The organism is Prauserella shujinwangii (assembly GCF_003001955.1).
In the GTDB taxonomy this organism is placed as follows: domain Bacteria; phylum Actinomycetota; class Actinomycetes; order Mycobacteriales; family Pseudonocardiaceae; genus Qaidamihabitans; species Qaidamihabitans shujinwangii.
The window spans coordinates 367,042-391,203 of record NZ_PVNH01000003.1 but is presented as its reverse complement, the minus strand read 5'-3'; the positions used below and the strand labels follow the sequence as shown (position 1 = coordinate 391,203).

Annotated in this window: 18 protein-coding genes; 7 read left to right on the top strand and 11 right to left on the bottom strand. The window is 71.9% G+C overall.

Annotation, left to right across the window (positions count from 1 at the left end; translation table 11 throughout):
- Positions 1-74: 74 nt before the first annotated feature.
- Entirely contained in the window at positions 75-1,433 is a 1,359-nt protein-coding gene (locus B0I33_RS08535; RefSeq protein WP_106178012.1) for a phosphoribosyltransferase family protein, read from the top strand.
- A 125-nt stretch (positions 1,434-1,558) separates the two neighbouring features.
- On the top strand, positions 1,559-1,906 hold the full coding sequence (locus B0I33_RS08530; protein WP_106178011.1) for a hypothetical protein: 348 nt from the start codon (positions 1,559-1,561) through the stop codon (positions 1,904-1,906).
- 52 nt (positions 1,907-1,958) lie between these two features.
- Here B0I33_RS08530 and B0I33_RS08525 read toward each other — a convergent pair whose 3' ends face one another.
- Positions 1,959-3,566 (bottom strand): peptide chain release factor 3, encoded by a 1,608-nt coding sequence (locus B0I33_RS08525; protein ID WP_106178010.1) that lies wholly within the window; start codon positions 3,564-3,566, stop codon positions 1,959-1,961.
- Positions 3,567-3,721: 155 nt separating this feature from the next.
- On the opposite strand from B0I33_RS08525, the gene B0I33_RS08520 reads away from it, so the two are divergent.
- A complete protein-coding gene (locus B0I33_RS08520) occupies positions 3,722-5,551 on the top strand; it encodes an AMP-dependent synthetase/ligase (protein ID WP_106178009.1) in 1,830 nt (609 codons plus the stop codon).
- 233 nt (positions 5,552-5,784) lie between these two features.
- A complete protein-coding gene (locus B0I33_RS08515; RefSeq protein ID WP_106178008.1) occupies positions 5,785-8,946 on the top strand; it encodes a glycosyl hydrolase 115 family protein in 3,162 nt (1,053 codons plus the stop codon).
- On the opposite strand, the gene B0I33_RS08510 is transcribed toward B0I33_RS08515, so the two are convergent.
- The 9 genes from B0I33_RS08510 to B0I33_RS08470 all read right to left on the bottom strand — a co-directional run bounded on the left by B0I33_RS08510 (position 8,943) and on the right by B0I33_RS08470 (position 19,348).
- Positions 8,943-10,403, bottom strand: a complete 1,461-nt coding sequence (locus tag B0I33_RS08510) for a mannitol dehydrogenase family protein (RefSeq protein WP_219927156.1) — start codon at positions 10,401-10,403, stop codon at positions 8,943-8,945. The two genes, B0I33_RS08515 and B0I33_RS08510, sit on opposite strands and share 4 nt — an antisense overlap.
- Positions 10,400-11,920, bottom strand: a complete 1,521-nt coding sequence (locus B0I33_RS08505) for a UxaA family hydrolase (protein WP_106178007.1) — start codon at positions 11,918-11,920, stop codon at positions 10,400-10,402. The genes B0I33_RS08510 and B0I33_RS08505 overlap by 4 nt, the downstream gene beginning before the upstream one ends.
- Complete coding sequence (locus tag B0I33_RS08500; protein WP_106178006.1) at positions 11,917-12,888, bottom strand: PfkB family carbohydrate kinase; 972 nt, start codon at positions 12,886-12,888, stop codon at positions 11,917-11,919. The genes B0I33_RS08505 and B0I33_RS08500 overlap by 4 nt, the downstream gene beginning before the upstream one ends.
- Positions 12,889-12,907: 19 nt before the next feature.
- Positions 12,908-14,116, bottom strand: a complete 1,209-nt coding sequence (gene manD / locus B0I33_RS08495; RefSeq protein WP_106178005.1) for a D-mannonate dehydratase ManD — start codon at positions 14,114-14,116, stop codon at positions 12,908-12,910.
- Positions 14,113-14,979 carry an ABC transporter permease gene (locus B0I33_RS08490; RefSeq protein WP_106178004.1) on the bottom strand — a complete coding sequence of 289 codons (867 nt, stop codon included), beginning with the start codon at positions 14,977-14,979 and terminating at the stop codon, positions 14,113-14,115. The genes manD and B0I33_RS08490 overlap by 4 nt, the downstream gene beginning before the upstream one ends.
- Positions 14,976-15,905, bottom strand: coding sequence for an ABC transporter permease (locus B0I33_RS08485; protein WP_106178003.1), 930 nt, complete (start codon positions 15,903-15,905; stop codon positions 14,976-14,978). The genes B0I33_RS08490 and B0I33_RS08485 overlap by 4 nt, the downstream gene beginning before the upstream one ends.
- Positions 15,902-17,071, bottom strand: coding sequence for an ABC transporter ATP-binding protein (locus B0I33_RS08480; RefSeq protein ID WP_106178002.1), 1,170 nt, complete (start codon positions 17,069-17,071; stop codon positions 15,902-15,904). Before B0I33_RS08480 ends, B0I33_RS08485 begins: the two co-directional genes overlap by 4 nt.
- Complete coding sequence (locus B0I33_RS08475; RefSeq protein ID WP_106178001.1) at positions 17,068-18,279, bottom strand: ABC transporter substrate-binding protein; 1,212 nt, start codon at positions 18,277-18,279, stop codon at positions 17,068-17,070. Before B0I33_RS08475 ends, B0I33_RS08480 begins: the two co-directional genes overlap by 4 nt.
- A 76-nt stretch (positions 18,280-18,355) precedes the next feature.
- Entirely contained in the window at positions 18,356-19,348 is a 993-nt protein-coding gene (locus B0I33_RS08470; protein WP_106178000.1) for a LacI family DNA-binding transcriptional regulator, read from the bottom strand.
- Positions 19,349-19,514: 166 nt separating this feature from the next.
- On the opposite strand from B0I33_RS08470, the gene uxaC reads away from it, so the two are divergent.
- Positions 19,515-20,954, top strand: coding sequence for a glucuronate isomerase (gene uxaC, locus B0I33_RS08465; RefSeq protein ID WP_106178267.1), 1,440 nt, complete (start codon positions 19,515-19,517; stop codon positions 20,952-20,954).
- Here uxaC and B0I33_RS08460 read toward each other — a convergent pair.
- Positions 20,938-21,750, bottom strand: a complete 813-nt coding sequence (locus B0I33_RS08460) for an alpha/beta fold hydrolase (protein WP_106177999.1) — start codon at positions 21,748-21,750, stop codon at positions 20,938-20,940. The two genes, uxaC and B0I33_RS08460, sit on opposite strands and share 17 nt — an antisense overlap.
- A 184-nt stretch (positions 21,751-21,934) precedes the next feature.
- On the opposite strand from B0I33_RS08460, the gene B0I33_RS08455 reads away from it, so the two are divergent.
- Positions 21,935-22,930: an alpha/beta fold hydrolase gene (locus tag B0I33_RS08455; RefSeq protein ID WP_106177998.1), complete on the top strand. Its 996-nt coding sequence runs from the start codon at positions 21,935-21,937 to the stop codon at positions 22,928-22,930.
- Positions 22,924-23,754 (top strand): MBL fold metallo-hydrolase, encoded by an 831-nt coding sequence (locus tag B0I33_RS08450; RefSeq protein WP_106177997.1) that lies wholly within the window; start codon positions 22,924-22,926, stop codon positions 23,752-23,754. Before B0I33_RS08455 ends, B0I33_RS08450 begins: the two co-directional genes overlap by 7 nt.
- The last annotated feature ends 408 nt before the right edge of the window (positions 23,755-24,162 follow it).

Here is a 24,162-nt window from a genome sequence, read left to right as displayed (position 1 = left end):
GGCGGGACCAACGCCTCTATGGCCGGGGGCGCGCCGCTGTCACCGTGGGAACCGCCGGGTGGAGGAGGTCGCTCATGGCGTTCCGCGATCGCACGGAGGCCGGGAGGGCGCTGGCCGCGTCACTGGAGCACCTGCGCGGCACGGACACCGTGGTGCTCGGCCTGCCGAGGGGCGGTGTTCCGGTGGCGTACGAGGTGGCCACGGCGCTGCGCGCGCCGCTGGACGTGGTCGGCGTCCGCAAGCTGGGCGTGCCGTTCCAGCCGGAGCTGGCGATGGGCGCGGTCGGCGAGGGCGGCGTCTTCGTCCGCGACGACGAGGTCGTCCGCCTGTGCGGGGTGGGTGAGCGGGAGTTCGCCGAGGCACGGCGGCGGGAGTCGGCGAGCCTGGACCGCCAGGTACGCGGGCTGCGGGCCGCGCGTCCCCGCGTACCGCTGACCGGGCGCACGGTCGTGGTGGTGGACGACGGGGTCGCGACCGGGTCGACGGCGCGGGCGGCGTGCCGGGTCGTCCGCGCGCACGGCGCGCGGCGGGTCGTCCTCGCCGTCCCGGTCGGCTCGCCCGTGGCGGTGCGGGACCTGCGGCGGGAGGCCGACCGCGTGGTGTGCCTGGAGATCCCGCAGTGGTTCCGCGCGGTCGGCCAGTGGTACGACCGGTTCACCCAGGTCGGCGACGCGGAGGTGCTGGACCTGCTCGCCCGCGCCGGACGGGCGCCGCGAGGCGGCGGCGCGGCCGACGCCGAGTCCGGCGTTCCGCCGCTGCGCGACGTGGCCGTGGAGTTCCTCGTGGGCATGGTGCCGCTCTCCGGACAGCTGACCGTTCCCGAGCGGGCGGCGGGTGTGGTGGTCTTCGCCCACGGCAGCGGCAGCGGCAGGCACAGCCCGCGCAACCGGTTCGTCGGGCGGGCCCTCAACGAGGCCGGGTTCGGCACGCTGCTGTTCGACCTGCTCGGCCACCGGGAGGAGCACGACCGGCGGGCGGTGTTCGACGTCGCGCTGCTCGCGGAGCGTCTGCGGTCCGCGACGGCGTGGCTGCGGGACCAGCCGGTGTGCGCGGGTCTTCCGGTCGGCTACTTCGGCGCGAGCACCGGCGCGGCGGCGGCGCTGTGGGCCGCCGCGGAACCGGGAGCCGGTGTGTCGGCGATCGTCAGCCGTGGCGGGCGTCCGGATCTCGCCGCGGCCCGGCTGCCCTCGGTCGAGGCGCCCACGCTGCTGATCGCGGGCGGTCTCGACCCGGCCGTCCTCGACCTCAACCGGCGGGCGCGGGCGGCGCTGCGCTGCGAGAACCGGCTCGCGGTGGTGCCCGGCGCGACGCACCTGTTCGAGGAGGCCGGCGCGCTGGGCCGGGTGGCCAGGCTGGCCGCGGACTGGTATGCGACCCGCCTGCTGCCCGCGGCTCCGCCCCGCGCCAGCCGGTTGCGGGAGACCCGGACCTGACGGTCACTCCGGGATCCGTGCGCCGGAAGCCGCTGGGCACACCGTGATGGTTCCGCGCCGTGGGTCCCGGGTAACCGGGACTTTGGCCCCTGCCGCCGGCGAGGTCCTGTTGGCAAGCTCAGGAGGTGACGATCCCACTGCCCCCGCACGTCGAGTCGCCGACCGTCGACGTCCAGCCCGGACCGGGCGTCGACGTGTCCTCCCTCGGTCCCGCGCTGGAGCGGCTGCGCGCGCACGCGGGAACCAGCCTGAGCTGGGCGGACCGGCTGGAAGTGCGGCTCGTCCGGAACGGTCACCCGGCCATGCCGACGGCGTTGCTGGCCGACGCGTTCCTCACGATCGGCTCCCGGCTGATCCGCGCCCGCGGGATCGCCGCCGACCCGGAAGAGGCGATCGACCGCGTGTGCGACCGGCTGTGCGGCAAGTTCGACATCGTGCCCCGGCAACGGGACCGCTTCACCGCTGACGGGTGAGCGAGCGCAGCACGCCGGAATCGTGGGCAGATGTCATGCGTGGTGGCCGTGCTCACCCGCCTTCCGCGAGGAGCGGTTCGAGAACGAGGTCGGGATGGCGGCGCTGCAGGATGCGCAGCGCCATGTCGTCGTCGAACAACGCCAGCTCGGTGCCGTCGGTCCGGGTGAGGACCTCGCTGCGGTGCCCGGCGTCGATCAGTGGCCGCTGCGCGGGGTCACCCAGCTTGCGCACCGTGTGGTACGGCAGCCGGTCCAGCCGGACCGTGCAGCCGAACTCGTGCTCGAGCCGGTGCGCGGCCACGTCGAACTGCATCGGCCCCACCGCGGCGAACACCGGCACCGCGTCGCCGCGCAGGTCCGAGCGCAGCACCTGCACCACGCCCTCGGACTCCAGCTGTTCCACCCCGCGCCGGAACTGCTTGGCGCGGCTGAGGTCCACGGGCCGGGCCGTGGCGAAGTGCGCGGGCGCGAAGCTGGGCAGGCCGGGAAACCGCACCGGCGGCTTGTCCGCGTAGAGCGTGTCGCCCACCCGCAGCGCCGAGGCGTTGACCAGCCCGATCACGTCGCCCGGGTAGGCCTGCTCCACCGTGGAGCGCTGCTGCCCGAACACCTGCTGGGCGTACTTCGTGGCGAACGGCCGCCCGGTGGTGGCGTTGGTGACCACCATGCCCCGCTCGAACAGCCCCGAACACACCCGCGCGAACGCCACCTGATCCCGGTGCGCCCGGTCCATGCCGGTCTGCACCTTGAACACGAACGCGGAGAACGGCGCGTCCAGCGGGCGGGCCCGGCCCTCGACGTCCACCCGGGGTTCGGGCCGGGGCGCCAGCTCCAGCAGCACGTCCAGCAGGTGCCGCACGCCGAAGTTCAGCACCGCCGCGCCGAACAGCACCGGCGTGCCCGTTCCGGCGGCGAACGCGGCCGGGTCGAACTCGCCCCCGTCCGCGGCCAGCAACTCGGCCTCCTCGCGGGCCCGCTGCCAGTCCTCGCCCTCCTCGGCCTCCGCCCGCTCGGCGCTCAGCCGCTCCTCCGGCGCCACGGTCGCGCCGCCCGCCGTGCGCTCGTACCGCACGAACGAACCGTCGGCCACGTCGAGCACGCCGCGGAAGTGCCCGGCCACGCCCACCGGCCAGGTCAGCGGCATCGGCCGCAACCCGATTCGGTCCACCAGCTCGTCGCACAACGCCAGGGCGTCCCGGCCCGGCCGGTCCCACTTGTTGACGAACGTGATCACCGGGATCCCGCGGTAGCGGCACACCTCGAACAGCTTCAGTGTCTGCGGCTCCAGCCCCTTGGCCGCGTCCAGCAGCATCACGGCCGAGTCCACCGCCGCCAGCACGCGGTAGGTGTCCTCCGAGAAGTCCGCGTGCCCCGGGGTGTCCAGCAGGTTGATCACGGTGTCCCGGTAGGAGAACTGCAACGCCGCCGAGGTGATCGAGATGCCCCGCGCGCGCTCCATCTCCAGCCAGTCCGACACCACCCCCTGCCTGCCGGCCTTGCCGTGCACGGCACCCGCCTCGGAGATCACCCGCGCGTGCAGCGCCAGCGCCTCAGTCAACGTCGACTTGCCGGCGTCGGGATGGCTGATCACCGCGAACGTCCGGCGACGCGCCGACTCCACGGCCACTCCCCGCGGCGGGGACTCACTGACTGCGCTCATACGGGTACCGACCCTACCCGTACCCCGCGACCCGGCCGCGCCCGGAGCGACGACCTGCGACAATGCCCGGTCACGGTTGGTGCGGTTCGCTGGAAATCGGTGTGGTGCTGGCCTAACGTGCACGGCGTGCCGCCGTCGTCCCGAGGAGGAGCACGATGACCCGACCCGACCTTTCGCGCGGTGCCGCCCCGATCGGTGACCCGGCCCCTTCGGTGGCGCACCTGTTCCGGGAGCGGGTGCGCGCCACGCCGGAGCGCGAGGCGTTCCGCTTCCCCGTCGGCGAGGGCTGGGAGGCGGTGAACTGGCGGACCGTCGGCGACCGGGTGGACCGCATCGCGGCGGGGCTGCTCTCCCTCGGCATCGAACGCGAGGACCGGGTGGCCATCGCGTCCGCGACCCGGTACGAGTGGGTGCTCGCCGACCTCGGCATCCTGTGCGCGGGCGGAGCGACCACCACGGTCTACCCGACGACCGGGGGCCAGGACGTCCGGTTCATCCTCGCCGACTCGGGGACCAGGGTGCTGTTCGCGGAGGACGACACCCAGATCGAGAAGGTCAGGGCCGTCCGCGACGAACTGCCGGAGCTGAGCACGGTCGTGACCTTCGACGGCACCGCCGACGGCGACTGGGTGATCTCCCTCGCCGACCTGGAACGGCGCGGGGAACGGCACCTCACCGAGCAGGCCGACGCGGTGGAGCGGGCCGTCGCCGCGCTCGGTGCCGAGAGCCTGGCGACGCTGATCTACACCTCCGGCACCACCGGCACGCCCAAGGGTGTCCGCCTCGTCCACGGGTGCTGGACGTACGAGGGTGCGGCGGTGGCCTCGCTGGGCATCCTGGACATCGACGACCTGCAGTACCTGTGGCTGCCGCTGGCGCACGTGTTCGGCAAGGTGCTGCTCGCGACGCAGTTCGCCATCGGTTTCGCATCCGCTGTGGACGGCCGCGTCGACAAGCTCGTGGACAACCTCGCCGTCGTCCGGCCCACGTTCATGGGCGCGGCACCGCGGATCTTCGAGAAGGTGCACGCCCGCGTGGTCACCATGGCGCATGACGAGGGCGGGCCGAAGGCGAAGATCTTCGACTGGGCGTTCGGCGTGGGGATCGAGGTGTCCCGGCAACGCCAGCGCGGCCGGGAACCCGGTGGCCTGCTGAAGCTGCGCCACCAGCTCGCCGACCGGCTGGTGTTCACCAAGCTGCGGCAGCGCTTCGGCGGCCGGATCCGGTACTTCGTCTCCGGCAGCGCCGCCCTCAACCGTGACATCGCCGAGTGGTTCGACGCGGCCGGGCTGCGGATCCTCGAGGGCTACGGGCTCACCGAGACCAGCGGCGGCAGCACGGTGAACCGCCCGGACGCCAACCGCATCGGCACGGTCGGCCCGCCGCTCCCCGGCACGGAGGTGCGCATCGCGGACGACGGGGAGGTCCTGCTGCGCGGGCCCGGCGTGATGCGCGGCTACCACAACCGCCCCGACCTCACCGCCGAGGTGCTGACCGACGACGGCTGGTTCCACACCGGCGACATCGGCGAGTTCTCCGACGGGTTCGTGCGGATCACCGACCGGAAGAAGGACCTGATCAAGACCTCCGGCGGCAAGTACGTCGCGCCGCAGATGGTCGAGGCCCAGTTCAAGGCCCTGTGCCCGTACGCGGCCGAGCTGGTGGTGCACGGCGAGGAGCGCAACTTCATCTCCGCGCTGGTGACGCTGGACCGCGAGGCCATGGCGGGCTGGGCGGAGCAGCACGGGCTCGGCGGCCGCTCGCACCGCGAGATCGTCACCTCGCCCCAGGCGCGGGAGATGGTCCAGGGCTACGTCGACGAGCTCAACGCGCGGCTCAACCGCTGGGAGACGATCAAGAAGTTCACCGTGCTCCCCGACGAGCTCACCGTGGAGGCGGGCGACCTCACGCCGAGCCTGAAGCTGCGGCGCAAGGCGGTGGAGGAGAAGTACCGCGACGTGCTGAACTCCATGTACACCTCCTGACCGGCTTCCCTCCCGTGCAGTGAAGGCCACCTTCAGTGCGTCCAGCGCACTGAAGGTGGCCTTCACTGCGTCCGCCGGGCATTGCCGCGCGTTCCTCAGTGGACGGACACTGTCTCCCTGCGTCGAAAGATTTTCGACACGGTCGGCTCTTGACCGTCGTGAATATCAAGCCACACTTGGCTTTGCTTCACCGAAATGACCGAAAATCTTTCGACCATCACGGAGAATGCTCAATGAAGAGATCACTCACGTGGGCTCCCTTACGGCTCCTGATGTCGCTGCTCGTCCTCGCCTCGGTGGTGGTCGTCGCTCCCCTGGCGACGACCAGCCCGCCGGCGAGTGCGGCCGGTGACCGGTCCGCGCCGGGCGACTACGTGACCACCGTCGCCCGGCCGGGCTACTTTCCCCTGGTGGCCAGGGGCAGGGCAGCGCCGATCGTGGTCAGTGGACGCGACCATCCCGGCGTCCAGCGCGTGGCGGGTGACCTGAGCTCGGACATCGAGAAGGTCACCGGCACCCGCCCCGAGGTGGTGCACGACCAGCCACCGGCGCGGCGGGACATCGTGCTCGTCGGGACCCTCGGCAAGAGCCCGCTCGTCGACGACCTGGTGGCGCGCGGAAAGCTCGACGTCACCGGGGTCGAGGGCAAGTGGGAGACCTCGCTGCAGCAGGTGGTGCGCAACCCGATGCCGGGGGTCGGCCGCGCGTTCGTCATCGCGGGCAGCGACCAGCGCGGCACGATCTTCGGCGCGTACGACGTGTCCAAGCGGATCGGCGTCTCCCCCTGGTACTGGTGGGACGACGTGCCGCCGCAACAGCACGACCAGCTGTACGTCAAGCCGGGCAGGCACAGCCAGGGCACCCCGGCCGTCAAGTACCGCGGCTTCTTCATCAACGACGAGAACCCCGCGCTGGGCACGTGGGCTCCGAACTACTTCGGCCCCGGCAAGGCCCCCGGCCATCCGAACGGGTTCAACCACAAGTTCTACGCCAAGGTCTTCGAGACCATGCTGCGGCTCAAGGCGAACTACCTGTGGCCCGCGGTCTGGGGCCGGGCCTTCGCCGAGGACGACCCGCTCAACCACCAGACGGCGAAGGAGTACGGCATCGTCATGGGCACCTCGCACGAGGCGCCGATGATGCGCGGGATCGAGGAGTGGAACCGGCACGCCACCCCGGCGAAACGCGACGAGAACGGTGAGATCGTCGAGCCGGGGAACGATCCCTATGGCGGCACGGGCGAGTGGAGCTTCCGCCGCAACGCCGAGGCCATCAAGAAGTACTGGGCCGACGGCATCCGGCGGATGGAGGAGCAGGACTTCGAGGGCGTGGTGACCCTCGGGATGCGGGGCAACGGCGACGTCGCCCTTCCCGACGGCGACGGCATCGACCTGATGCGCGAGATCATCCGCAGCGAGCGGGAGATCCTCGCCGACGTCGCCGGTGCGGACATCGCGAAGATCCCGCAGGTCTTCACGCTGTACAAGGAGGTACAGCGGTACTGGGACAAGGGCCTTCGCCCACCGGACGACGTCACCGTCGTGTTCTGTGACGACAACTGGGGCAACATGCGGAGGCTGCCCGGCAAGGACCTGCCCGAGCGCAGCGGTGGTTACGGGCTCTACTACCACTACGACTACGTCGGCGGCGGCCGCAACTACAAGTGGGTCGACACCAACCTGCTGCCGAACATCTGGGACCAGCTCAACCAGGCCTACACCACGGGCGTCGAACGGCTGTGGGTCGTCAACGTCGGCGACATGAAGAACGAGGAACTGCCGCTGCAGTTCTTCCTCGACTACGCCTGGAACCCGGAGCAGTGGCCGGTGGAACGGCTCGACGAGTGGGAACGGCAGTACGCGGCGCAGAACTTCGGCGGGGAGCACGCCGCGGAGATCGCCGAGGTGCTGCACACCTACGCGAACCTGCAGTCCCGGCGCAAGCCCGAGCTGCTGAACCGGCGCATCACCGTCGACCCCGGCAAGGATCTGTCAACCGACCCGAGCGCGGTGGTCTACGACGACAAGAACACGCCGTTCAGCCTCGTCAACTACCGCGAGATCGAACGGGTCACGGCGGAGTGGCAACGCCTCGCCGCCCGCGCCGAGCACATCAAGCGAAAGTTGCCCGCGCACGCGCAGGACGCCTACTACCAGCTCGTCTACTACCAGGTGAAGGCCACGGCGAACCTCTACGAGCTGCGGCTCGCCGAGTTCAAGAACCTGCTGTACGCCGAGCAGGGCAGGGCCGCCACGAACGACCTCGCCGACGAGACCGCGGCACGTTTCGCCGAGGACCAGGCGATGTCGGACTACTACAACAACGAGCTGGCCGACGGGAAGTGGCACGGGTTCCAGACCCAGCCGAAGATCGGCTACGGCGACGTCGAACGGTACGGCCCCAACGCGCCGTGGCAGCAACCGCAGACGCCCGACCACGTGGCGCTGCCCGACAAGGTGTTCCCCGAGGTGAAGCGGATCGACGTGCCCGAGCGCGCCGAGATGGGGGTCGCCGTCGACGGGTCCCGCGCCTGGTGGCCGCAGGCGGACTCGCGGGCCGTGCTGCCGAAGTTCAGCCCGTTCCAGAAGCGGCCGCAGCAGTACATCGAGGTGTTCAACCGGGGCAGCGTCCCGTTCGAGTACCGCATCGAGTCGGCGAAGCCGTGGGTGGTGGTCGACCACGCCAGGGGCCGGGTCGAGAAGGAGGAACGCGTGACCGTACGGATCAACTGGGCCCGCGCGCCGAAGGGCACCACCACGGTGCCGATCACGGTCTCCGGCCCCGGTGGCAGCAGCGTGACCGTGGACGCCGTGGTGGAGAACCCGGACGTGCCGTGGCACCGGCTGCGTGGCTTCGTCGAGGCGAGCGGCTACGTCTCGATGGAAGCCGACCACGCCACGCGGGTGGTCAACGCCGACGGCGTGCGCTGGAAGCGGATCCCGGACATCGGCCGCACCGGCTCGGGGATGGAGCCTTTCCCGGTGACCGCGCCGCGCAGGGAACCCGGTGGTGACGGTCCCCGGCTGGAGTACGAGATGACGCTGTTCACGACCGGGCCCGTCGAGGTGGAGGCCTACCTCTCACCCCGAAACGACGTGTTCGGCAGGGACGGTCTGAAGTACGCGGTCTCGATCGACGACCAGCCACCGCAGGTCGTCAACATCACCGAGGCCACCGGTGCCGACGACACGAGCATGAACAAGCAGTGGGAGCGGAACACGTCGGACAACGTGAACCGGACGACCACGACGCACGTGATCGACAAGCCGGGCAAGCACACGTTGAAGTTCTGGATGGTCGACCCGACGGTCGTCGTGCAGAAGCTCGTCGTGAACACCGGCGGGGTGGCGCACAGCTACCTCGGCCCGCCGGAGAGCCTGCGCTTCGGCCGCTAGCCGCCTGGTGAGTGGGAAACGTCGTTCTCACAACGTTTCCCACTCACCAGGGCGAGCAGCTCCTCGGTGTGCTCCTCCAGCAGGGCGCACAGGGCGTGGTGCTCGGGCAGGTCGGTGCCGAACACCTCCGGCACCGCCAGCAGCCCGCGCACCACGCCCGCCGCGTTCCGGGCATCCCCCGCCGCCGCCCGCAGCCGCCCGGCGAGCGGGTCGTCGAGCGGCAGTGGCCTGCCGAACCGGTCCCGGCCTGCCGCCACGTACACCATCCAGGCCGCGACGCCACGGGCCGCCCAGTACGGGGTCTCCCCCGCCGCGAGGCGATCCCGGATCGTGCCGAGCAACCGGTGCGGCAACTTCTGCGAACCATCCATCGCGACCTGGGTCGTGCGGTGCCGCAGTGCCGGGTTGGCGAACCGGCCGAGCACCTCCGCGCAGTAGGCCCCGGCGTCCACTCCGGACGGGACGGCGAGGGACGGAACCGCGTCCCGGTGCTGCAGCCCCTCCGCGGCACGCGCGATCTCCGGATCGGCGACGGCGTCGGCGATCGTGGCGTGCCCGGCGAGCGCGCCGAGGTAGGCGAGCAGTGAGTGCGTGCCGTTCAGCAGCCGCAGCTTCATCGCCTCGTACGGCGCCACGTCGGTGACGAGCAGCGCGCCCGCCGTCTCCCACGCGGGCCGGTCCGCCGCGAAGTCGTCCTCGATCACCCACTGCCGGAACGGCTCGGCCACCACCACGGCCTCGTCGGACACGCCGAGCCGCGCGGCGACCTCCGCCCGGTCCGCGTCGGTGGTCGCGGGGACGATCCGGTCGACCATCGTGCCGGGAAACCGGACGTGCCCGGCGATCCACGTGGCGAGCGGGTCCCCCTCGGCGGTGGGCAGGGCCGCGCAGAAGTCGGCGACGAGGTCCCGCAACGCCGCGCCGTTGCCGGTGAGGTTGTCGCAGCAGAGCACGGTCACCGGCGCGCCGCTGCTGGCACACCGCGCCTGCAACCCGCGCACGAGCCGCCCCACCGCGGTCACCGGGGCGGTCCCGCCCGCGAGGTCCTGCCGCACGAGCGGGTCGGCGAGATCGAGCCGACCCGAGGCGGCGCGCCGGTAGCCCTTCTCCGTCACGGTCAGCGAGATCACGCGCACGTGCTCGTCGGCGAGCCGGGCACTGAGCAGTCCGGGTTCGGCACCGGCGAACAGCACCTCGCGCAACGAGCCGACCACCCGGCAGCGCACCGAGTCCCGGCCCCGCTCCAGCACGGTGAACAGCCCGTCCTGCGGCCGCAGCTGATCCACGACCGTCGCCGACCGCTGGGTGACGCCGCAGATGCCCCACTCGCCGGGTCCCGCGTCCTCGGTGTACACGGCCTGATGTGCCCGGTGGAACGCACCGAGTCCCAGGTGGACGATCCCGGTGCGCGACGCCGCGGGCACGCCGGGCAGCGCGGCCCGCGACAGCCGCGTCACAGCACCGCTCCCAGCTGCCAGGGCACCAGCTCCTCGCCGCCGAGGCCGAGTTCCTCGCTGAGGCTGCGCCGCCCGGAGGCCACGTCGAGCAGGTGCTCGTACAACCGCGCGCCCAGCTCGGCCACCGGCACCCCGGCCTCGATCGCGGGCGAGCAGTCGAAGTCCATGTCCCCGGCCATCCGCCGCGCCGTCGCCGCGTTGGTCGCGACCTTCACGGTGGGCGCGGGCCTGCTGCCGAACACCGAGCCCCTGCCGGTGGTGAAGCAGACCAGGTTGGCGCCACCAGCCACCATGCCGGTCACCGAGACCGGGTCGTAGCCCGGCGTGTCCATGAACACCAGACCCGGTCCCGGCACGGGTTCGGCGTAGCCGCAGACGCCCGCCAGCGGTGCGGTGCCCGCCTTCGCGACGGCGCCGAGCGACTTCTCCAGGATCGTGGTGATGCCGCCCTCCTTGTTGCCGGGTGACGGGTTGCCGTCCAACGTCGTGCCGTTGTCCCGCGTGTAGCGCTCCCACCAGGCGATCCGCTCCCGCAGCCTGCCGGCCACCTCGGGTCGCGCCGCCCGCCGGGTGAGCAGGTGCTCGGCGCCGTAGATCTCCGGCGTCTCGCCGAGCACGCTGGTGCCGCCCGCCGCGACGAGCAGGTCGCTCGCGACGCCGAGCGCCGGGTTGGCGGTCAGCCCGGACCACGCGTCAGAGCCGCCGCACTGCAGGCCGAGCACCAGGTGCTCGACACCGGTCTCCTCCCGCCGGGTGCCCGCCAGCCCGGCCGCCAGCCGCCGGACCAGCCGCTCGCCGTGGGCGATGGCGTCCATCGTGCCGCCCGCGTCCTGGATCGTGTACGACTCGACCGGCACGTGCTCGCCGACACCGAGCTCGGCGACGAGCGAGCGCACCGCGTTCACCTCGCAGCCGAGGCCGACCACGACGAGCGCCCCGATGTTGGGATGCCGCGCGTACCCGGCGAGCGTGCGGCGCAGCAGCCGCCAGCCGTCGCCGTCGGTGGTCATGCCGCAGCCGGTGCCGTGGGTGAGCGCCAGCACGCCGTCCACGCCGGACGCGGGGTCGGCGAGGTCGTTCTCCGTGCGCCGCACGATCTGCCTGGCGACGGTGGCCGAGCAGTTGACCGTGGTCAGCACGCCCACGTGGTTCCGGGTCCCCACGGAGCCGTCCGGCCGCCGGATGCCCTGGAACGTCGTGCGCGCCGGCGGGACGAGTGCCGAACCGTCCATTCCGGACTCTGGTTCCCCGTGCTGCGCCGGCATCCCGAGGTTGTGCGTGTGCACGTGCTCGCCCGCCCGCACCGGGCGCGTGGCCACGCCGATGACGTGTCCGTACTTGCGCACGGCGGCGCCCTCCGGCAGGTCCCGCAGCGCGATCTTGTGGCCCGGCGGCACGCGCTCGCGCGCGGCCATCCCCGGGCCCCCGGGGACCTCGACGGCGCCGCCCTCGGGCAGCTCGCGCAGGGCGACGGCCACGTCGTCACCCGCCGTGAGCAGCACCACGTCGCCGCTCACCGGACCGCTCCGCGCGCGCAGGCGGCCGCGCGGGACTCCGCCAGGGTGGGCAGGTACCCGGTGCCGCCCCTGCCCTGCACGGACAGCGCGGCGGCACCCGCCCCGAGCCGGACGGCGTCGAGCAGGTCGTCCCCCAGCGCCAGCCGGGCCGCGATGGTGCCGGTGAGCACGTCCCCCGCACCGGTCTGGTCGACGACCCGCGGCGGGGGCACCGGCGGGATCTCGGTCTCCCCGGCGGGGGTGCCGAGCAGCACCCCGTCCGGGCCGCTGGTCACCGCCACCGCTGCCGCACCGAGCGCGAGCACCGCGGCCACCGCGTCCCCCGGCACCGAGTCGGGGCCGAGCCCGAGCAGCTGCCGCGCCTCACCCGGCCACGAAGGGGTGACCAGCCGGGCCAGCGGGGCGAGCCTGCGCAGCACCGCGGCGGCGGCGTCCGCGCCGGTCAGCCGGGGCCGGAAGTTGGGGTCGTACACGAAGCATCGGGCGAGCCGGGCGGCCCGTTCGACGGCCGCCGCCGCACCGGCCGACAGCGCACACGTCACCCCGCTCGACACCACCACCCCGGCCGAGGCGACGAGGCCGCCCGGCAGGTCCTCCGGCGCCAGCGCCGAGGTCGCGCTGCCCGAACGGGCATAGGCGAACTGGCGCCCTCCGGTGGGGTCGATGTGCGTGAGGTAGACGCCGTGCTGCCCGGGGACGCGGAGCAGCGCGCCGGTCTCGACGCCGAGCTCCGCGATGTGCGCGACCATCGCGTCCCCGAGCTCGTCGGCGGGCACCCTGGCCAGCAGTGCGGTGCGGGCACCCGCCGCCGCGGCGGCCGCGGCGGCGTTGAGCGCGTCGCCGGAGAAGCCGAGCCGCATGGGCGCCCCGTTGTGCATCGGCCGGGTCGAGGAGAGCTCGACGAGCGGCTCCCCGATCACGAGAACGTCCACTGTGCCCAGTGCTTCCAGTGCGTCCGGTTCGGACATCGCTGCTCCTTCCCCGTGCTCACCAGGGGTGCATCGTGCCGTCGGCCAGCCGGTTCACCGGGAGCGAGGCGGGGCGGTACGGGTGGCGGGCGGCGGCGTCCTCGTCGATGTCCACACCGAGTCCCGGCTCCTCGCCCGGATGCAGGTAGCCGTCGGCGAAGTGGTAACCGTGCGGGAACACCGCGTCGGTCTCGGCGGTGTGCCGCATGTACTCCTGCAGCCCGAAGTTCGGGATGCTGATGTCCAGGTGCAGGGCCGCGGCCAGGCACACCGGGGAGAGGTCGGTCGCGCCGTGCGAACCGCTGCGGACGTGGTGCAGTGCCGCGAGATCGAAGATCCGCCTCAGGTGCGTGATGCCGCCGGCGTGGACGACCGAGCACCGGATGAAATCGATCAGCTGCTCGCGGATGAGCCCCGCGCAGTCCCAGATGGTGTTGATGACCTCGCCGACCGCGATCGGCGTGGTGGTGTGCCCCCGGATCAGCCGGAAGCCCTCCTGCAGGTCGGCGGGCACCGGGTCCTCGAGCCAGAACAGCCCGTGGGGTTCCAGCGCCCTGCCCAGCCGCGCCGCCTCGATCGGGGTGAGCCGGTGGTGCACGTCGTGCAGCAGCGCCAGCCCCGGCCCGAACTCCTCCCTGGCCCGCCGGAACAGCGTCGGCACGAAGTCCAGGTAGGCGGCCGTGGACCACTGGTTCTCCGTGGGGACGGCGGCGTCGGCGGGTTCGTAGAACATCCTGTCCCCGCTGACCCCGTAGGTCGACGACAGCCCGGGAACCCCGCACTGCAGCCGCACCGCGCGGTAGCCGAGCTCGGTGAACCGGCCGACCTCGGCCAGCACGTCGTCGACGGTCTCCCCGTTGGCGTGCCCGTACACGGTGACGCCCTCGCGGCTGCGCCCGCCGAGCAGCTGGTACACGGGCAGCCCCGCGACCTTGCCCTTGATGTCCCACAGCGCGGTGTCGACGGCGGCGATCGCGGTCATGGTCACCGGCCCGCGCCGCCAGTACGCGCCCTGGAACAGGTACTGCCACGTGTCCTCGATGCGGTGTGCCTCGCGGCCGAGCAGCACCGGGACCACGTGGTCCCGCAGGTAGGCGGCGACGGCCAGCTCCCGCCCGTTGAGGGTGGCGTCGCCGACCCCGGTCACCCCGTCGTCGGTGACGAGCTTGAGCGTGACGAAGTTGCGGCCGGGGCAGGTGACGATGACCCTCGCGTCGGCGATCCTCATTCCGGCTCCTCCTTCACCCTCGCCACGAGCTGGGTGGGGTTGACGAACCGGAGCGCGATGACGAGCAGCACCAGCATCATTCCGGTGTAGATCACCGCCATCGCGTCCACCGACTGCTGCGCGCGGATCCCCGCCGCCGACATCGAGTAGAACAGGGCGACGATGAGGGTCTGCGAGTCCGGGCCCGCGGTGAGGAACGTCAGCTCGAACATGCCGACGGTGCGCACCAGCACCAGGATGCCCGCGGCGAGGATGCCCGGGATCAGCAGCGGCGTGAGGATGCGCAGGAACACCTCGCGCAGCCCGGCGCCGCACATCCGGGCGGCCCGTTCGATCGCGGGGTCGATCTGCTCGATGAACGGCGTCATGGTGAGGATGACGAACGGCACGGCGGGCACCAGGTTGGCGAGGATGACCCCGGAGAGATTGCCCGCGAACCCGAACTTGTACAGCACTGTCGCGAGTGGAATACCGTAGGTGATGGGCGGCATCAGGATCGGCAGCAGGAACGCCAGGTAGACGAGCTTCTTGCCGGGAAAATCGCGCCGCGCGAGCACGTACGCCGCGGGCACGCCGATCACCAGCGACAGCGCCACCACCGCGGCGCACACCTCGACCGTGACGATGATCAGTTCGAGCAGGCCGAAGTCCTGCCAGGCCTCCGCGTACCACCGGCCCGTGACCCCGTCCGGCAGCCACCCGCCGAACCAGTGCGTGCCGAACGAGTTCACCACCACCGACCCGACCACGCCGAGCACGTTGAGCAGGAAGAAGATCACCGCGCCCCAGACGAGCCAGGCCGCGGGCGTGCCGACGATCCGGCGGCGCGGCGGGCCGGAGCGGGCGAGGCCGAACGTGGTCATCCCTTACCTCCCGTCGAGCCCTTGTACAGGCGTGATCGCCACAGCAGCACGAGCGCGATGACGGCGAGCTCGACGGCGGCCATGATCATCGCGATGGTCGAGGCGAACGGGTAGTCGTACTGCTCGTACGCCGCCTGGTACGCGGCGATCGAGATCACGCGCGTCTCCCCCGCCGGGTTCCCGACGAGGATCGCCGAGGGGAACACGCTGAACGCCAGCACGAACGTCAGGCAGAACGTGGTGGCCAGGCCCGGCGCCAGCAGCGGAAGCGTGATGTGCCGGAAGCGGTCCCACCAGCGGGCGCCGAGTGTCGCGGCCGCCCGCTCCAGCGAGGGGTCGATACCGGACAGGTACGACAGGATCAGCAGGAACGCGAACGGGAAGCCGGTGATCACCAGCGAGAAGAACACGCCCCAGTAGTTGCCGATGAGCTGGATCGGCTCGTCGACCAGCCCGGCCGACTGCAGCAGCCGGTTGAACCAGCCTGCGGGTCCGAGGTAGTTCAGCAGGCCCTCCGCGGTGAGCACCGTGCCGAGCGTGATCGGGACGACCAGCAGGATCGTCAGCAGCCGCTTGCCGCGGAAGCGCCCCCGCATCCGGTAGGCGATCGGCACGGAGGCGAGGACGTTCAGCAGCGCGGCGGGCACGGCGAGCACCAGCGTCTTCCAGATCGTGTCCCGCTGGTACGGGTCGGTGAAGAAGCGCTCGTAGTCGGCGAACGGGCCGCCGCCTTCCCTGGGCTGGAACGACAGGCCGAGCCCGTAGAGGAACGGGTAGACGAACAGCCCGACGATGAACACGATCGCGGGGACCAGCAGCAGCAGCTGCCGGTCGATGCCGCGTTCGGCCAGCCGGTGCCGCAGCCCCGGGTCCGGGCCGGGCGGGCTGCCCGTCCCGGTGGGGGCGGGCGGGGACACCGTGGTCATGCCGACAGCCCCCGTCCCGCGACGGCCACCTGCCGCGCGCCCTCGGGAGGCTCCGGCTCGGCGGGTGCCGGGCCGGAGCCGAGGTCGTCCGGGAACGCCAGCAGCCGGGCCCGGTCGACCCGCAACGTCACCTCGTCGCCGGACGCGGGCCTGCGGCCGCTGCGGATGTGCAGCCGGACCCCGTCGTCGGTCCACGCCTCGACGGCGTGCTCGCGGCCCTGGTACTCCACGACGTCCACGGTGGCGCGGACGACGTTGCCGCCAGGGTCCGCGGAATCGGTGATCACCAGGTCCTCGGGCCGGACCCCGGCGACGACCGGCTGGCCGGACCGGATGTCGCCGACCGGGGTGGCCTCGAGGCGCAGGCCCCGCCCCTCGACGCGGATCGCGCCCCCGGTGCGCTCGCCCGCGGTGAGGCGCAGCAGGTTGCGGTAGCCCATGAAGTCGGCGACGTGCCAGTTGGCCGGCCGCGTGTGCAGGTCCTCGGGCGTGCCGACCTGCTGCACGCGGCCGTCCCGCAGCACGACCAGCCGGTCGGCCAGCGAGAGCGCCTCCTCCTGGTCGTGCGTCACGTACACGGTGGTGAGGCCCAGGGTCTGGTGCAGGCGGCGGATCTCGGTCCGCATCTCCAGCCGCAGCTTGGCATCCAGATTGGACAATGGTTCGTCCATCAGCACGAGCGAGGGTTCCAGCACCACGGCCCTGGCGATGGCGACCCGTTGCTGCTGCCCGCCGGAGAGCTGCCCGGGCAGCTTGTCCGCGTGCTCCTCCAGCCGCACCAGCCGGATGGCCTCCTCCGTACGGCGGCGCACCTCCGCTTTGCTCATTCGCCGCATACGGAGTCCGAAAGCGATATTGCGGCGCACCGACATGTGCGGGAACAGCGCGTAGTTCTGGAACACCATGCCGAAGCCGCGCCGTTCCGGTGGCAGCACGTCGATCCGCTCGTCGTCCAGCCGGATCGACCCCGAGGTGAGCGGCAGCAGTCCGGCCAGGCAGTTCAGCGCGGTCGACTTGCCGCAGCCCGACGGGCCGAGCAGCGCGATGAACTCGCCGCGGTGGATCTCCAGGTCGAGATCGGCGAGGGCGTCGTGCCTGCCGAACCGGCGGCCGACCCCGGCCAGCCGGAGCGTGCCGAACTCGCGGCGTCCGTGCCGTTCCGTCATTTCTCCACCTTCGCTCCGCCGATCTCCCGGTCCCAGCGCTCGAACGCCGCCACGAGCGACTTGGCGTCGAGCGGGGTCTCCGTGGGGTGCTCGGCGATCAGCCGGTCGTACTCGGGCCTGCCGTACTCGCGGATGGCCTGCTGGCTCTCCTGCGGGGCCATGGACAGCTCGACGCCACGCACCGCGGGACCCGGGTAGAAGTAGCCCTGGTCGTAGGCCTTGGCCTGCTGCTCCTTGGTGAGCATGAACTGGATCAGCTGCAGCGCGGCCGCCTGCTGGTCGGCGGTGGCGCCCTTCGGGATCACGGCGTAGTGCGCGTCGGTGACCCAGTGGAAGCCCTCCAGCGTGCCGATCTCGGCCTCCTTCGGCACGGTGCCCAGCACGCGCGGGTTGATGTCCCAGCCGGTGGTGGTGGCGACGATGTCGACCGTGCCGTTGGCGAGGTCCTTCATGGTCTGCGTGGTGCCCGACGGGTACGTGTCGATGTAGGAGTTCAGCTCCGCCAGGTACTCCCACGTCTTGTCCCAGCCGTTCTCCGGGTCCTTGGGGTCGGAGTCGCCGAGGATGTACGGCAGCCCCATGAGGAACGTCCGGCCGGGGCCGGAGTTGGACGGCCGCGCGTAGGCCACCTTGCCCGGGTTCGCCTTGGCGTAGTCGAGCAGCTCCTGCGCGGTGCGCGGCGGGTTCGGCACGCGCGAGGGCAGATACTCGATGAGCGGGCCGGAGGGGTAGTAGGTGACCGTGACGCCGTGGCCGTCGGCGAGCTTCTGCATGTCGGCCGCGCCGTCGAGGTAGTCGTCCATGCCCGGCAGCCGGTCGGAGAACCTCGGCAGCAGCTGCTCCCACAGACCCTGGTCGACGCCTGCCGCGAGGCCGTCGACCCCGGTGAGGACCAGTCCGATGTCGACCCGGCCCGCGCCCTGCTGGGACTTGATCTTTCCGATGAGCGAGGGGGCGGGCGCCTTGCTGTAGGTCACCCTGGAGATGACGTCCGGGTGCTGTTCCACGAACTCGTCGATCATGCCCTGGGTGAGCTGGAGGTTGCCGGCGACGTCGAGGATGTTCAGCGTCACCGGGCTCTCCGGCTTCTCGGGGACCGGGCCGCTGGTGTCCCCGGAGCTTCCGGTGTCGGGTGCGCCGCAGGCGGCGACGAGTGTCGCGGCGAGCGCTCCGGCGAGCAGGGCCACGCGGTGTCGGGTCTTTCGCATCGATCGAATCCCTTCTCTCCCGCCGAGCGGTCGTCGATCGGCGGCGCACCGGTGGGTCCGGCGTGGGCGGCCGGGCCTACCGGCGGGTGCTGGCGATGGCGGTGGTGTCCCGGACCAGCAGCTGGGTGGGGATCTCCCGCCGGGACGGGTTGCGGCCGCCGGGGTTGTCCAGCACCTGCAGGAGCAACTCCACGGCGGCACGTCCGGACTGCGCCTTGGGGATGGACACGGTGGTCAGTGCCGGGCTGAACATCCCGGACATCGCGATGTCGTCGATGCCCACGACGCTGAGGTCGCGTGGCACCTCGATCCCGCGCGCGGCGAGCCTGGTCAGCAGGCCGAGCGCGACCACGTCGTTGTAGGCGATGACCGCCGTGACCTCGGCCGCGACGACCAGGTCCGCCACGGCCACGCCACCCTCGAACTGCGGTGGCGCGTTGCCGACCTCGACGAGCTCCACCCGCTCGGTCTCCGCGGCGGCCCGGATGGCGCGCACCCGCTCCCGGTTGGACCAGCTGCTCCGGGGGCCGGCGACGTAACCGACACGGTGGTGCCCGAGGGCCGCGAGGTGCGCGACGGCCTGCCGCATGCCGCCCGCGTTGTCGATGGTCACCGCGGGGACGTGGGAGCCCCGGCGGTTGACCGCGACGAGTGGGGCGGCGGCCGACGCCGTGCGCAGGTCCTCGGCGTTCATCCGCGGTGAGCACAGGATGATGCCGTCGACCTGCTTGGCGAGCGCACGCACGAGACCGAGTTCGGCGGAGGGGTCCTCGTCGGTGTCGGCGAGGAAGACGGAGTAGTCGGCCTCGCGCGCCCTGGCCTGGATGCCCTTGACGACATCGGGGAAGAACGGGTTCGCGAGGTCGGGCACGATCAGCCCGAGGTTTCCGGTACGGCCGGTGATCAGGCCGCGGGCTGCCCGGTTGGGCAGGTAGCCCAGCTGCTCGGCCGTGCGCAGCACGGCTTCGCGCGTGCGCGGCTCGACCAGCTCGGACCCGGACAGTGCCCGGGACACGGTGGATGTCGACACTCCCGCGGCCTTCGCCACGTCGCGGATCGTCACGGCCATGTCGGTGTCCCGCTTCCGTCGAGGACGTGCTCCTCTGCACGTGCTGGGCAGCAGCATGCAACCGTTTTCATGGCTTTGTCAACGGTGCGTCTTGATTCGCTGACTGACCTCATGCAATCCTTTTCATCACCTCGTCATGCGACCGCGAAGGACACCAGCGCCGATGATGGCCATACCGCTCGCCCCGCACCCGGACCGGGCGCTGCCCGCCGACCCCGGCACCAGGTCGGTCGCCAGAAGGATCTACGAGCGGACCCGGGCACTGCCGCTGGTGTGCATGCACGGCCATGTGGAGGCGCAGGTGCTCGCCGACGACGCCCCGTTTCCCGACCCCGCGCGGCTACTGGTGGTCCCCGACCACTACGTGACGCGGATGCTGATGTCGCAGGGTGTTCCGCTGGAGGAGCTGGGCGTGCCGCGACGGGACGGCCGTCCGTCCGAAACGGACCCCCGGCGGATCTGGCGGCGGTTCTGCGAGCACTGGCACCTATTTCGCGGCACCCCGTCGCGGTACTGGCTGGAGCACGAGCTCGCGGAGGTCTTCGGGATCACCGTTCAACCCGGCCCGGAGACCGCGGACCTGATCTACGACGAGCTCATGGCCGCGCTCGCGGCTCCCGAGTTCCGGCCCAGGGCGCTGCTGGACCGGTTCGGCATCGAACTCATCTCCACGACGGACTCGGCGACGTCCGACCTGGCACACCATGCCCGGCTGCGCGAGGACGGTCTCGGCGACCGCGTGATCCCCACGTTCCGGCCGGATTCGGTCGTGCACATCGGTCACGACGGCTGGCGCAAGCAGGTGGAGGAGCTCGCCGCGCTGACCGATGTGGACACATCGACCTACGACGGGTTCCTCGCCGCGCTGCGCAGGCGCAGGGCCGCCTTCGCCGAGGCCGGTGCGCTGGCCACGGACCACGGTCACCTCGGCACCGACACCACACCGCTCGACGACTCCGCCGCGGCGGCCATCTACGCCCGCGCCCGCGACGGCGATGCCACCGCCGACGACGCGGCGGCTTTCGCCGGGCACATGCTGTTCGTCATGGCCGGGATGTCGTGCGACGACGGCCTGGTGATGCAGCTGCACCCCGGGGTGCTGCGGGACCACCACGAGCCCACCCACGAGGCGTTCGGTTCGGACCGGGGACTCGACATCCCGGTCGGCACCGAGTTCACCCGGGGTCTGCGCCCGCTGCTGCGGGAGTACGGGCATCACCCGAACTTCCGGCTCGTGCTCTACACCACCGACGAGACGACGTACAGCAGGGAGCTCGCGCCGCTGGCCGGCGGCTACCCGTCCGTGCTGCTGGGGGCGCCGTGGTGGTTTCTCGACAGTCCGGACGGGATGCGCCGGTTCCGGGAGCTGGCCACCGAGACCGCGGGGTTCTACAACACGTCCGGCTTCGTGGACGACACGCGGGCGTTCCCGTCGATCCCCGCACGGCACGACCTCGCGCGGCGGATCGACGCGGGGTACCTCGCGCGGCTGGTGACCGAGCACCGGTTGGGCGAGGACGAGGCGATCGAGACCGCCTGCGACCTCGCCTACCGGTTGCCCAGGGCCGCCTTCCAGCGGAGGGACGCCGTCACGGCCTGCCGGTGAGCACCTCCCGCATTGCGTCCGCGAACTCCTTCGGCCGCTCCAGGAAGCCCCCGTGGTCACCGGGGAACGTCACGGGATCGGTGCCGAGCAGCGCCGCCAGCGCGTGCGACGTGCGGTGGGTGATCAGGTCGCCGGAGTCGGCGCCGATGCCCACGACCACACGCTCGGCGCCCGCGGTCACGGCGGCGGGGTCGGGCACGTAACGGGTGGTGCCCCGGAGCTCGTGGGCGAAGAACCGGGCGCTGTCGGCGAGGTCCTGTTCCGAAGGCTCCTCCGGACCCGCCGGGGCGTCCGCGGCGTCGAGGTCGAACCCGGCGTTGCGCATGAACTTCGCCCACGCCGCGCCGACGCCCTCCCGATGGAAGGTGTCGATGATGTCGTCGGTCGCGGCCCGCTGCTCGGCGGCGTCGGGCAGCAGCTCCAGCAGTGGCGGCTCGTGCGCGACGAGCGTCCGCACCCGGCCGGGATGGCGTTCGGCGAGCGCGAGGCACGTCACGGCGCCGCCGCTGCTGCCGAGGACGTCGGCGGTGTCGGCGCCGAGAGCGTCGAGGAGCGCCGCGACGTCGTCGGCGCGCAGCCCGGGTGTGGAGTCCTGCTCGCTGTCGTCGAGGGTGCTGCCCGCGATGCCGCGCGGGTCGTGGGTGACGACGGTGTAGTCGCTCGCGAGGGCGTCCGCCATGGCCGCGAACGGTGCCGCCGACATCGGCGAGCCCATGGCGAGCAGCAGCGGGCCCGAGCCGCGGACCTCGTACCGCAGGTGAGCGCCGGGCAGGGAGAGAGTGTGGATGCTGGTCATGGCCGGTGGTCCTTTCGTCAGGTCATGGTCGTCACGTCGGTCTTCGCGGGTAGGACTGTCTCCGGTGGGCCGGAGTCATCGCCGCCCGCGGAACTTTCTTTCGCAAGGCCGGTGAGTTTCCCGCCGGTCTCCGGTCTGCCCTGGTGGAGCGAGTGGAACTGGGCCACGGGAGCAGGTGTCGTCGATGCGGGTGCAGCGCGGTGGGGAACGACTGCTGGCGGCGAACGGCGTCCAGCTGTGTGTGGAGACGTTCGGCCGGCCGGGCGACCCGGCCGTCCTGCTCATCGCGGGGGCGGCCTGCTCGATGGACTGGTGGGCGGACGAGTTCTGCCTGACGCTGGCTGCGGGCTCGCGCTTCGTCGTCCGGTACGACCTGCGGGACACGGGCAGGTCGGTCAGCAGCGAGCCCGGAGCGCCCGACTACACCGGCGCGGACCTGGTGGCCGACGCCGCCGGGCTGCTCGACGCGCTCGGGCTGGCGAGCGCCCATGTCGTGGGCATGTCGGCGGGCGGAGGGCTCGCGCAACATCTGGCCACCGAGCACCCGGATCGGGTCGCCACGCTCACGTTGCTGTCCACGAGCCCGGCGGGCCCGGTGGACCGCGAGCTGCCGCGGGCGGCGGACCGGATCCGGCGGGTGTTCGACGAGCCCGCACCCGAGCCGGACTGGTCCGACCGGGCGGCGGTGACCGAGTACATCGCGGAGGGCGAGCGCCCGTTCGCCGGGTCGCACCCGTTCGACGAGGAAGGGATGCGGGACCTCGCCGGTCGGGTGTTCGACCGCACGACCGATATCGCGGCGAGCATGACCAATCACTGGCTGCTCGCCGACGGTCCCACGACGCCGGTCTCGCTACCGGACATCGCGGCGCCGACGCTCGTCCTGCACGGCACCGAGGACCCGTTGTTCCCGTTCGGCCATGCCGAGGCGCTCGCGGACGCGATCCCCGGTGCCCGCCTCGTGCCGCTGGAACGGGCAGGACACGAGCTGCCACCCCGCCCGCTGTGGAGCGTCGTCATCCCCGCGATCCTCGAACACACCGCCCGTGCCCGGTCGGCCGCCACGCGTGAGCCGCGTTTCGGGCAGGCGAGTGGCGCGTTCAGCCGCCCAGGCCCGCGCGAAGGTGCGGCGTTCCCGACAAGCAAGGACAAACCACCAGCGGGAGGAGCCCCATGCTGACGCAGGTCGCGGACGGGGTGCTGATCCATCAGAGCGAGTTACTCCGGAACAACACGGTTGTCGTACAAGGCCGAGCCGGCATGCTGGTCGTCGACCCAGGAATAACGGGCTCCGAGATGGCCTGTCTCGCAAGCGATCTCCGGGAACTGGGCCTGCCCGTTGTGGCGGGCTTCTCGACGCATCCTGACTGGGATCACGTGCTCTGGCACGCCGGACTCGGCGCAGCGCCCCGTTACGGTACGGCCCGCTGCGCGGCCTCGATGCGCGATCTGCGGTCGAACGCGGACTGGAAGGCCCGTGTCGCCGAGGGACTACCGCCGGAGATCGCCGAGGAGACACCCCTGGATTTGTTCGGCCTCATCACCGGCCTGCCTGCCGAAACCACGCGGATTCCTTGGGACGGCCCGAAGGTCCGGATCCTCGAACATCCGGCGCATGCCGAGGGCCATGCTGCCCTGCTGATCGAGGAGCGCCGCGTTCTGGTCGCAGGCGACATGCTTTCGGACATTCTCGTTCCGTTCCCCGACCTGGACGCTCCGGATCCGCTCGGGGACTATCTCGCCGGACTGCGGCTGCTCGAAGGCGTGGCGGACGACGTCGACGTCCTCATCCCTGGTCACGGATCCGTCGGCGGAGCCGATCAGATACGCGCACGGATCGCGCTGGATCGCGCGTACGTGCACGCCTTACGTGACGGCCACGCAACCGAGGATCCGCGCATCGGCCCGTCGGCCACGTTCGGCACGGATTGGCTGCCCGGAGTGGACGAATGGCAACGACAACAGCTTGCCGAGCGAAAGAAGCGCGACGGAACGCCCGGATAGAACCGGGAGCAGGGCTCCGGGAGTGGACTGTGCGTGCGTACCGATCAGCCGCACGGATCACCGGCGCGCCCGGGGGGCCTCGTCCTCACCGACGTCGCACGGGCCATATCGGCAGGCTCCCCTGTCTCCGGCGGGTGGGGGGCAGCGCTGGGAGCGGTGAGCCGGGGCCGCGAGTGACGCGTTCGTGCAGGTGGAAGCCGCACTGGGCGGGGCGGGTTCCGCACCGGCAAGCGCCGGTCCGCGGCGCGCGGTGCGTGCGTGCGGGTCTCGGCGGCCGGTGGTGGCCGGGGCGGCGCGAGAGTGCCGCTCCATGGCGCACGAACGCCGGGCGGCACGGTGAGTCTTCCGTACGGTGCGCATGTCACGTTCGGGTGCATGAATGCCGCGTAGGACGGGCGACCGCCGCAC

Excerpts from the sequence above, each read along its gene's own strand:
- B0I33_RS08535 (WP_106178012.1), top strand. The coding sequence starts at position 75 with ATGGCGTTCCGCGATCGCACGGAGGCCGGGAGGGCGCTGGCCGCGTCA.
- B0I33_RS08525 (WP_106178010.1), bottom strand. The coding sequence starts at position 3,566 with ATGAGCGCAGTCAGTGAGTCCCCGCCGCGGGGAGTGGCCGTGGAGTCG.
- B0I33_RS08520 (WP_106178009.1), top strand. The coding sequence starts at position 3,722 with ATGACCCGACCCGACCTTTCGCGCGGTGCCGCCCCGATCGGTGACCCG.
- B0I33_RS08515 (WP_106178008.1), top strand. The coding sequence starts at position 5,785 with ATGAAGAGATCACTCACGTGGGCTCCCTTACGGCTCCTGATGTCGCTG.
- B0I33_RS08500 (WP_106178006.1), bottom strand. The coding sequence starts at position 12,888 with ATGTCCGAACCGGACGCACTGGAAGCACTGGGCACAGTGGACGTTCTC.
- manD (WP_106178005.1), bottom strand. The coding sequence starts at position 14,116 with ATGAGGATCGCCGACGCGAGGGTCATCGTCACCTGCCCCGGCCGCAAC.
- B0I33_RS08490 (WP_106178004.1), bottom strand. The coding sequence starts at position 14,979 with ATGACCACGTTCGGCCTCGCCCGCTCCGGCCCGCCGCGCCGCCGGATC.
- B0I33_RS08485 (WP_106178003.1), bottom strand. The coding sequence starts at position 15,905 with ATGACCACGGTGTCCCCGCCCGCCCCCACCGGGACGGGCAGCCCGCCC.
- B0I33_RS08480 (WP_106178002.1), bottom strand. The coding sequence starts at position 17,071 with ATGACGGAACGGCACGGACGCCGCGAGTTCGGCACGCTCCGGCTGGCC.
- B0I33_RS08475 (WP_106178001.1), bottom strand. The coding sequence starts at position 18,279 with ATGCGAAAGACCCGACACCGCGTGGCCCTGCTCGCCGGAGCGCTCGCC.
- B0I33_RS08470 (WP_106178000.1), bottom strand. The coding sequence starts at position 19,348 with ATGGCCGTGACGATCCGCGACGTGGCGAAGGCCGCGGGAGTGTCGACA.
- uxaC (WP_106178267.1), top strand. The coding sequence starts at position 19,515 with ATGGCCATACCGCTCGCCCCGCACCCGGACCGGGCGCTGCCCGCCGAC.
- B0I33_RS08460 (WP_106177999.1), bottom strand. The coding sequence starts at position 21,750 with ATGACCAGCATCCACACTCTCTCCCTGCCCGGCGCTCACCTGCGGTAC.
- B0I33_RS08455 (WP_106177998.1), top strand. The coding sequence starts at position 21,935 with ATGCGGGTGCAGCGCGGTGGGGAACGACTGCTGGCGGCGAACGGCGTC.
- B0I33_RS08450 (WP_106177997.1), top strand. The coding sequence starts at position 22,924 with ATGCTGACGCAGGTCGCGGACGGGGTGCTGATCCATCAGAGCGAGTTA.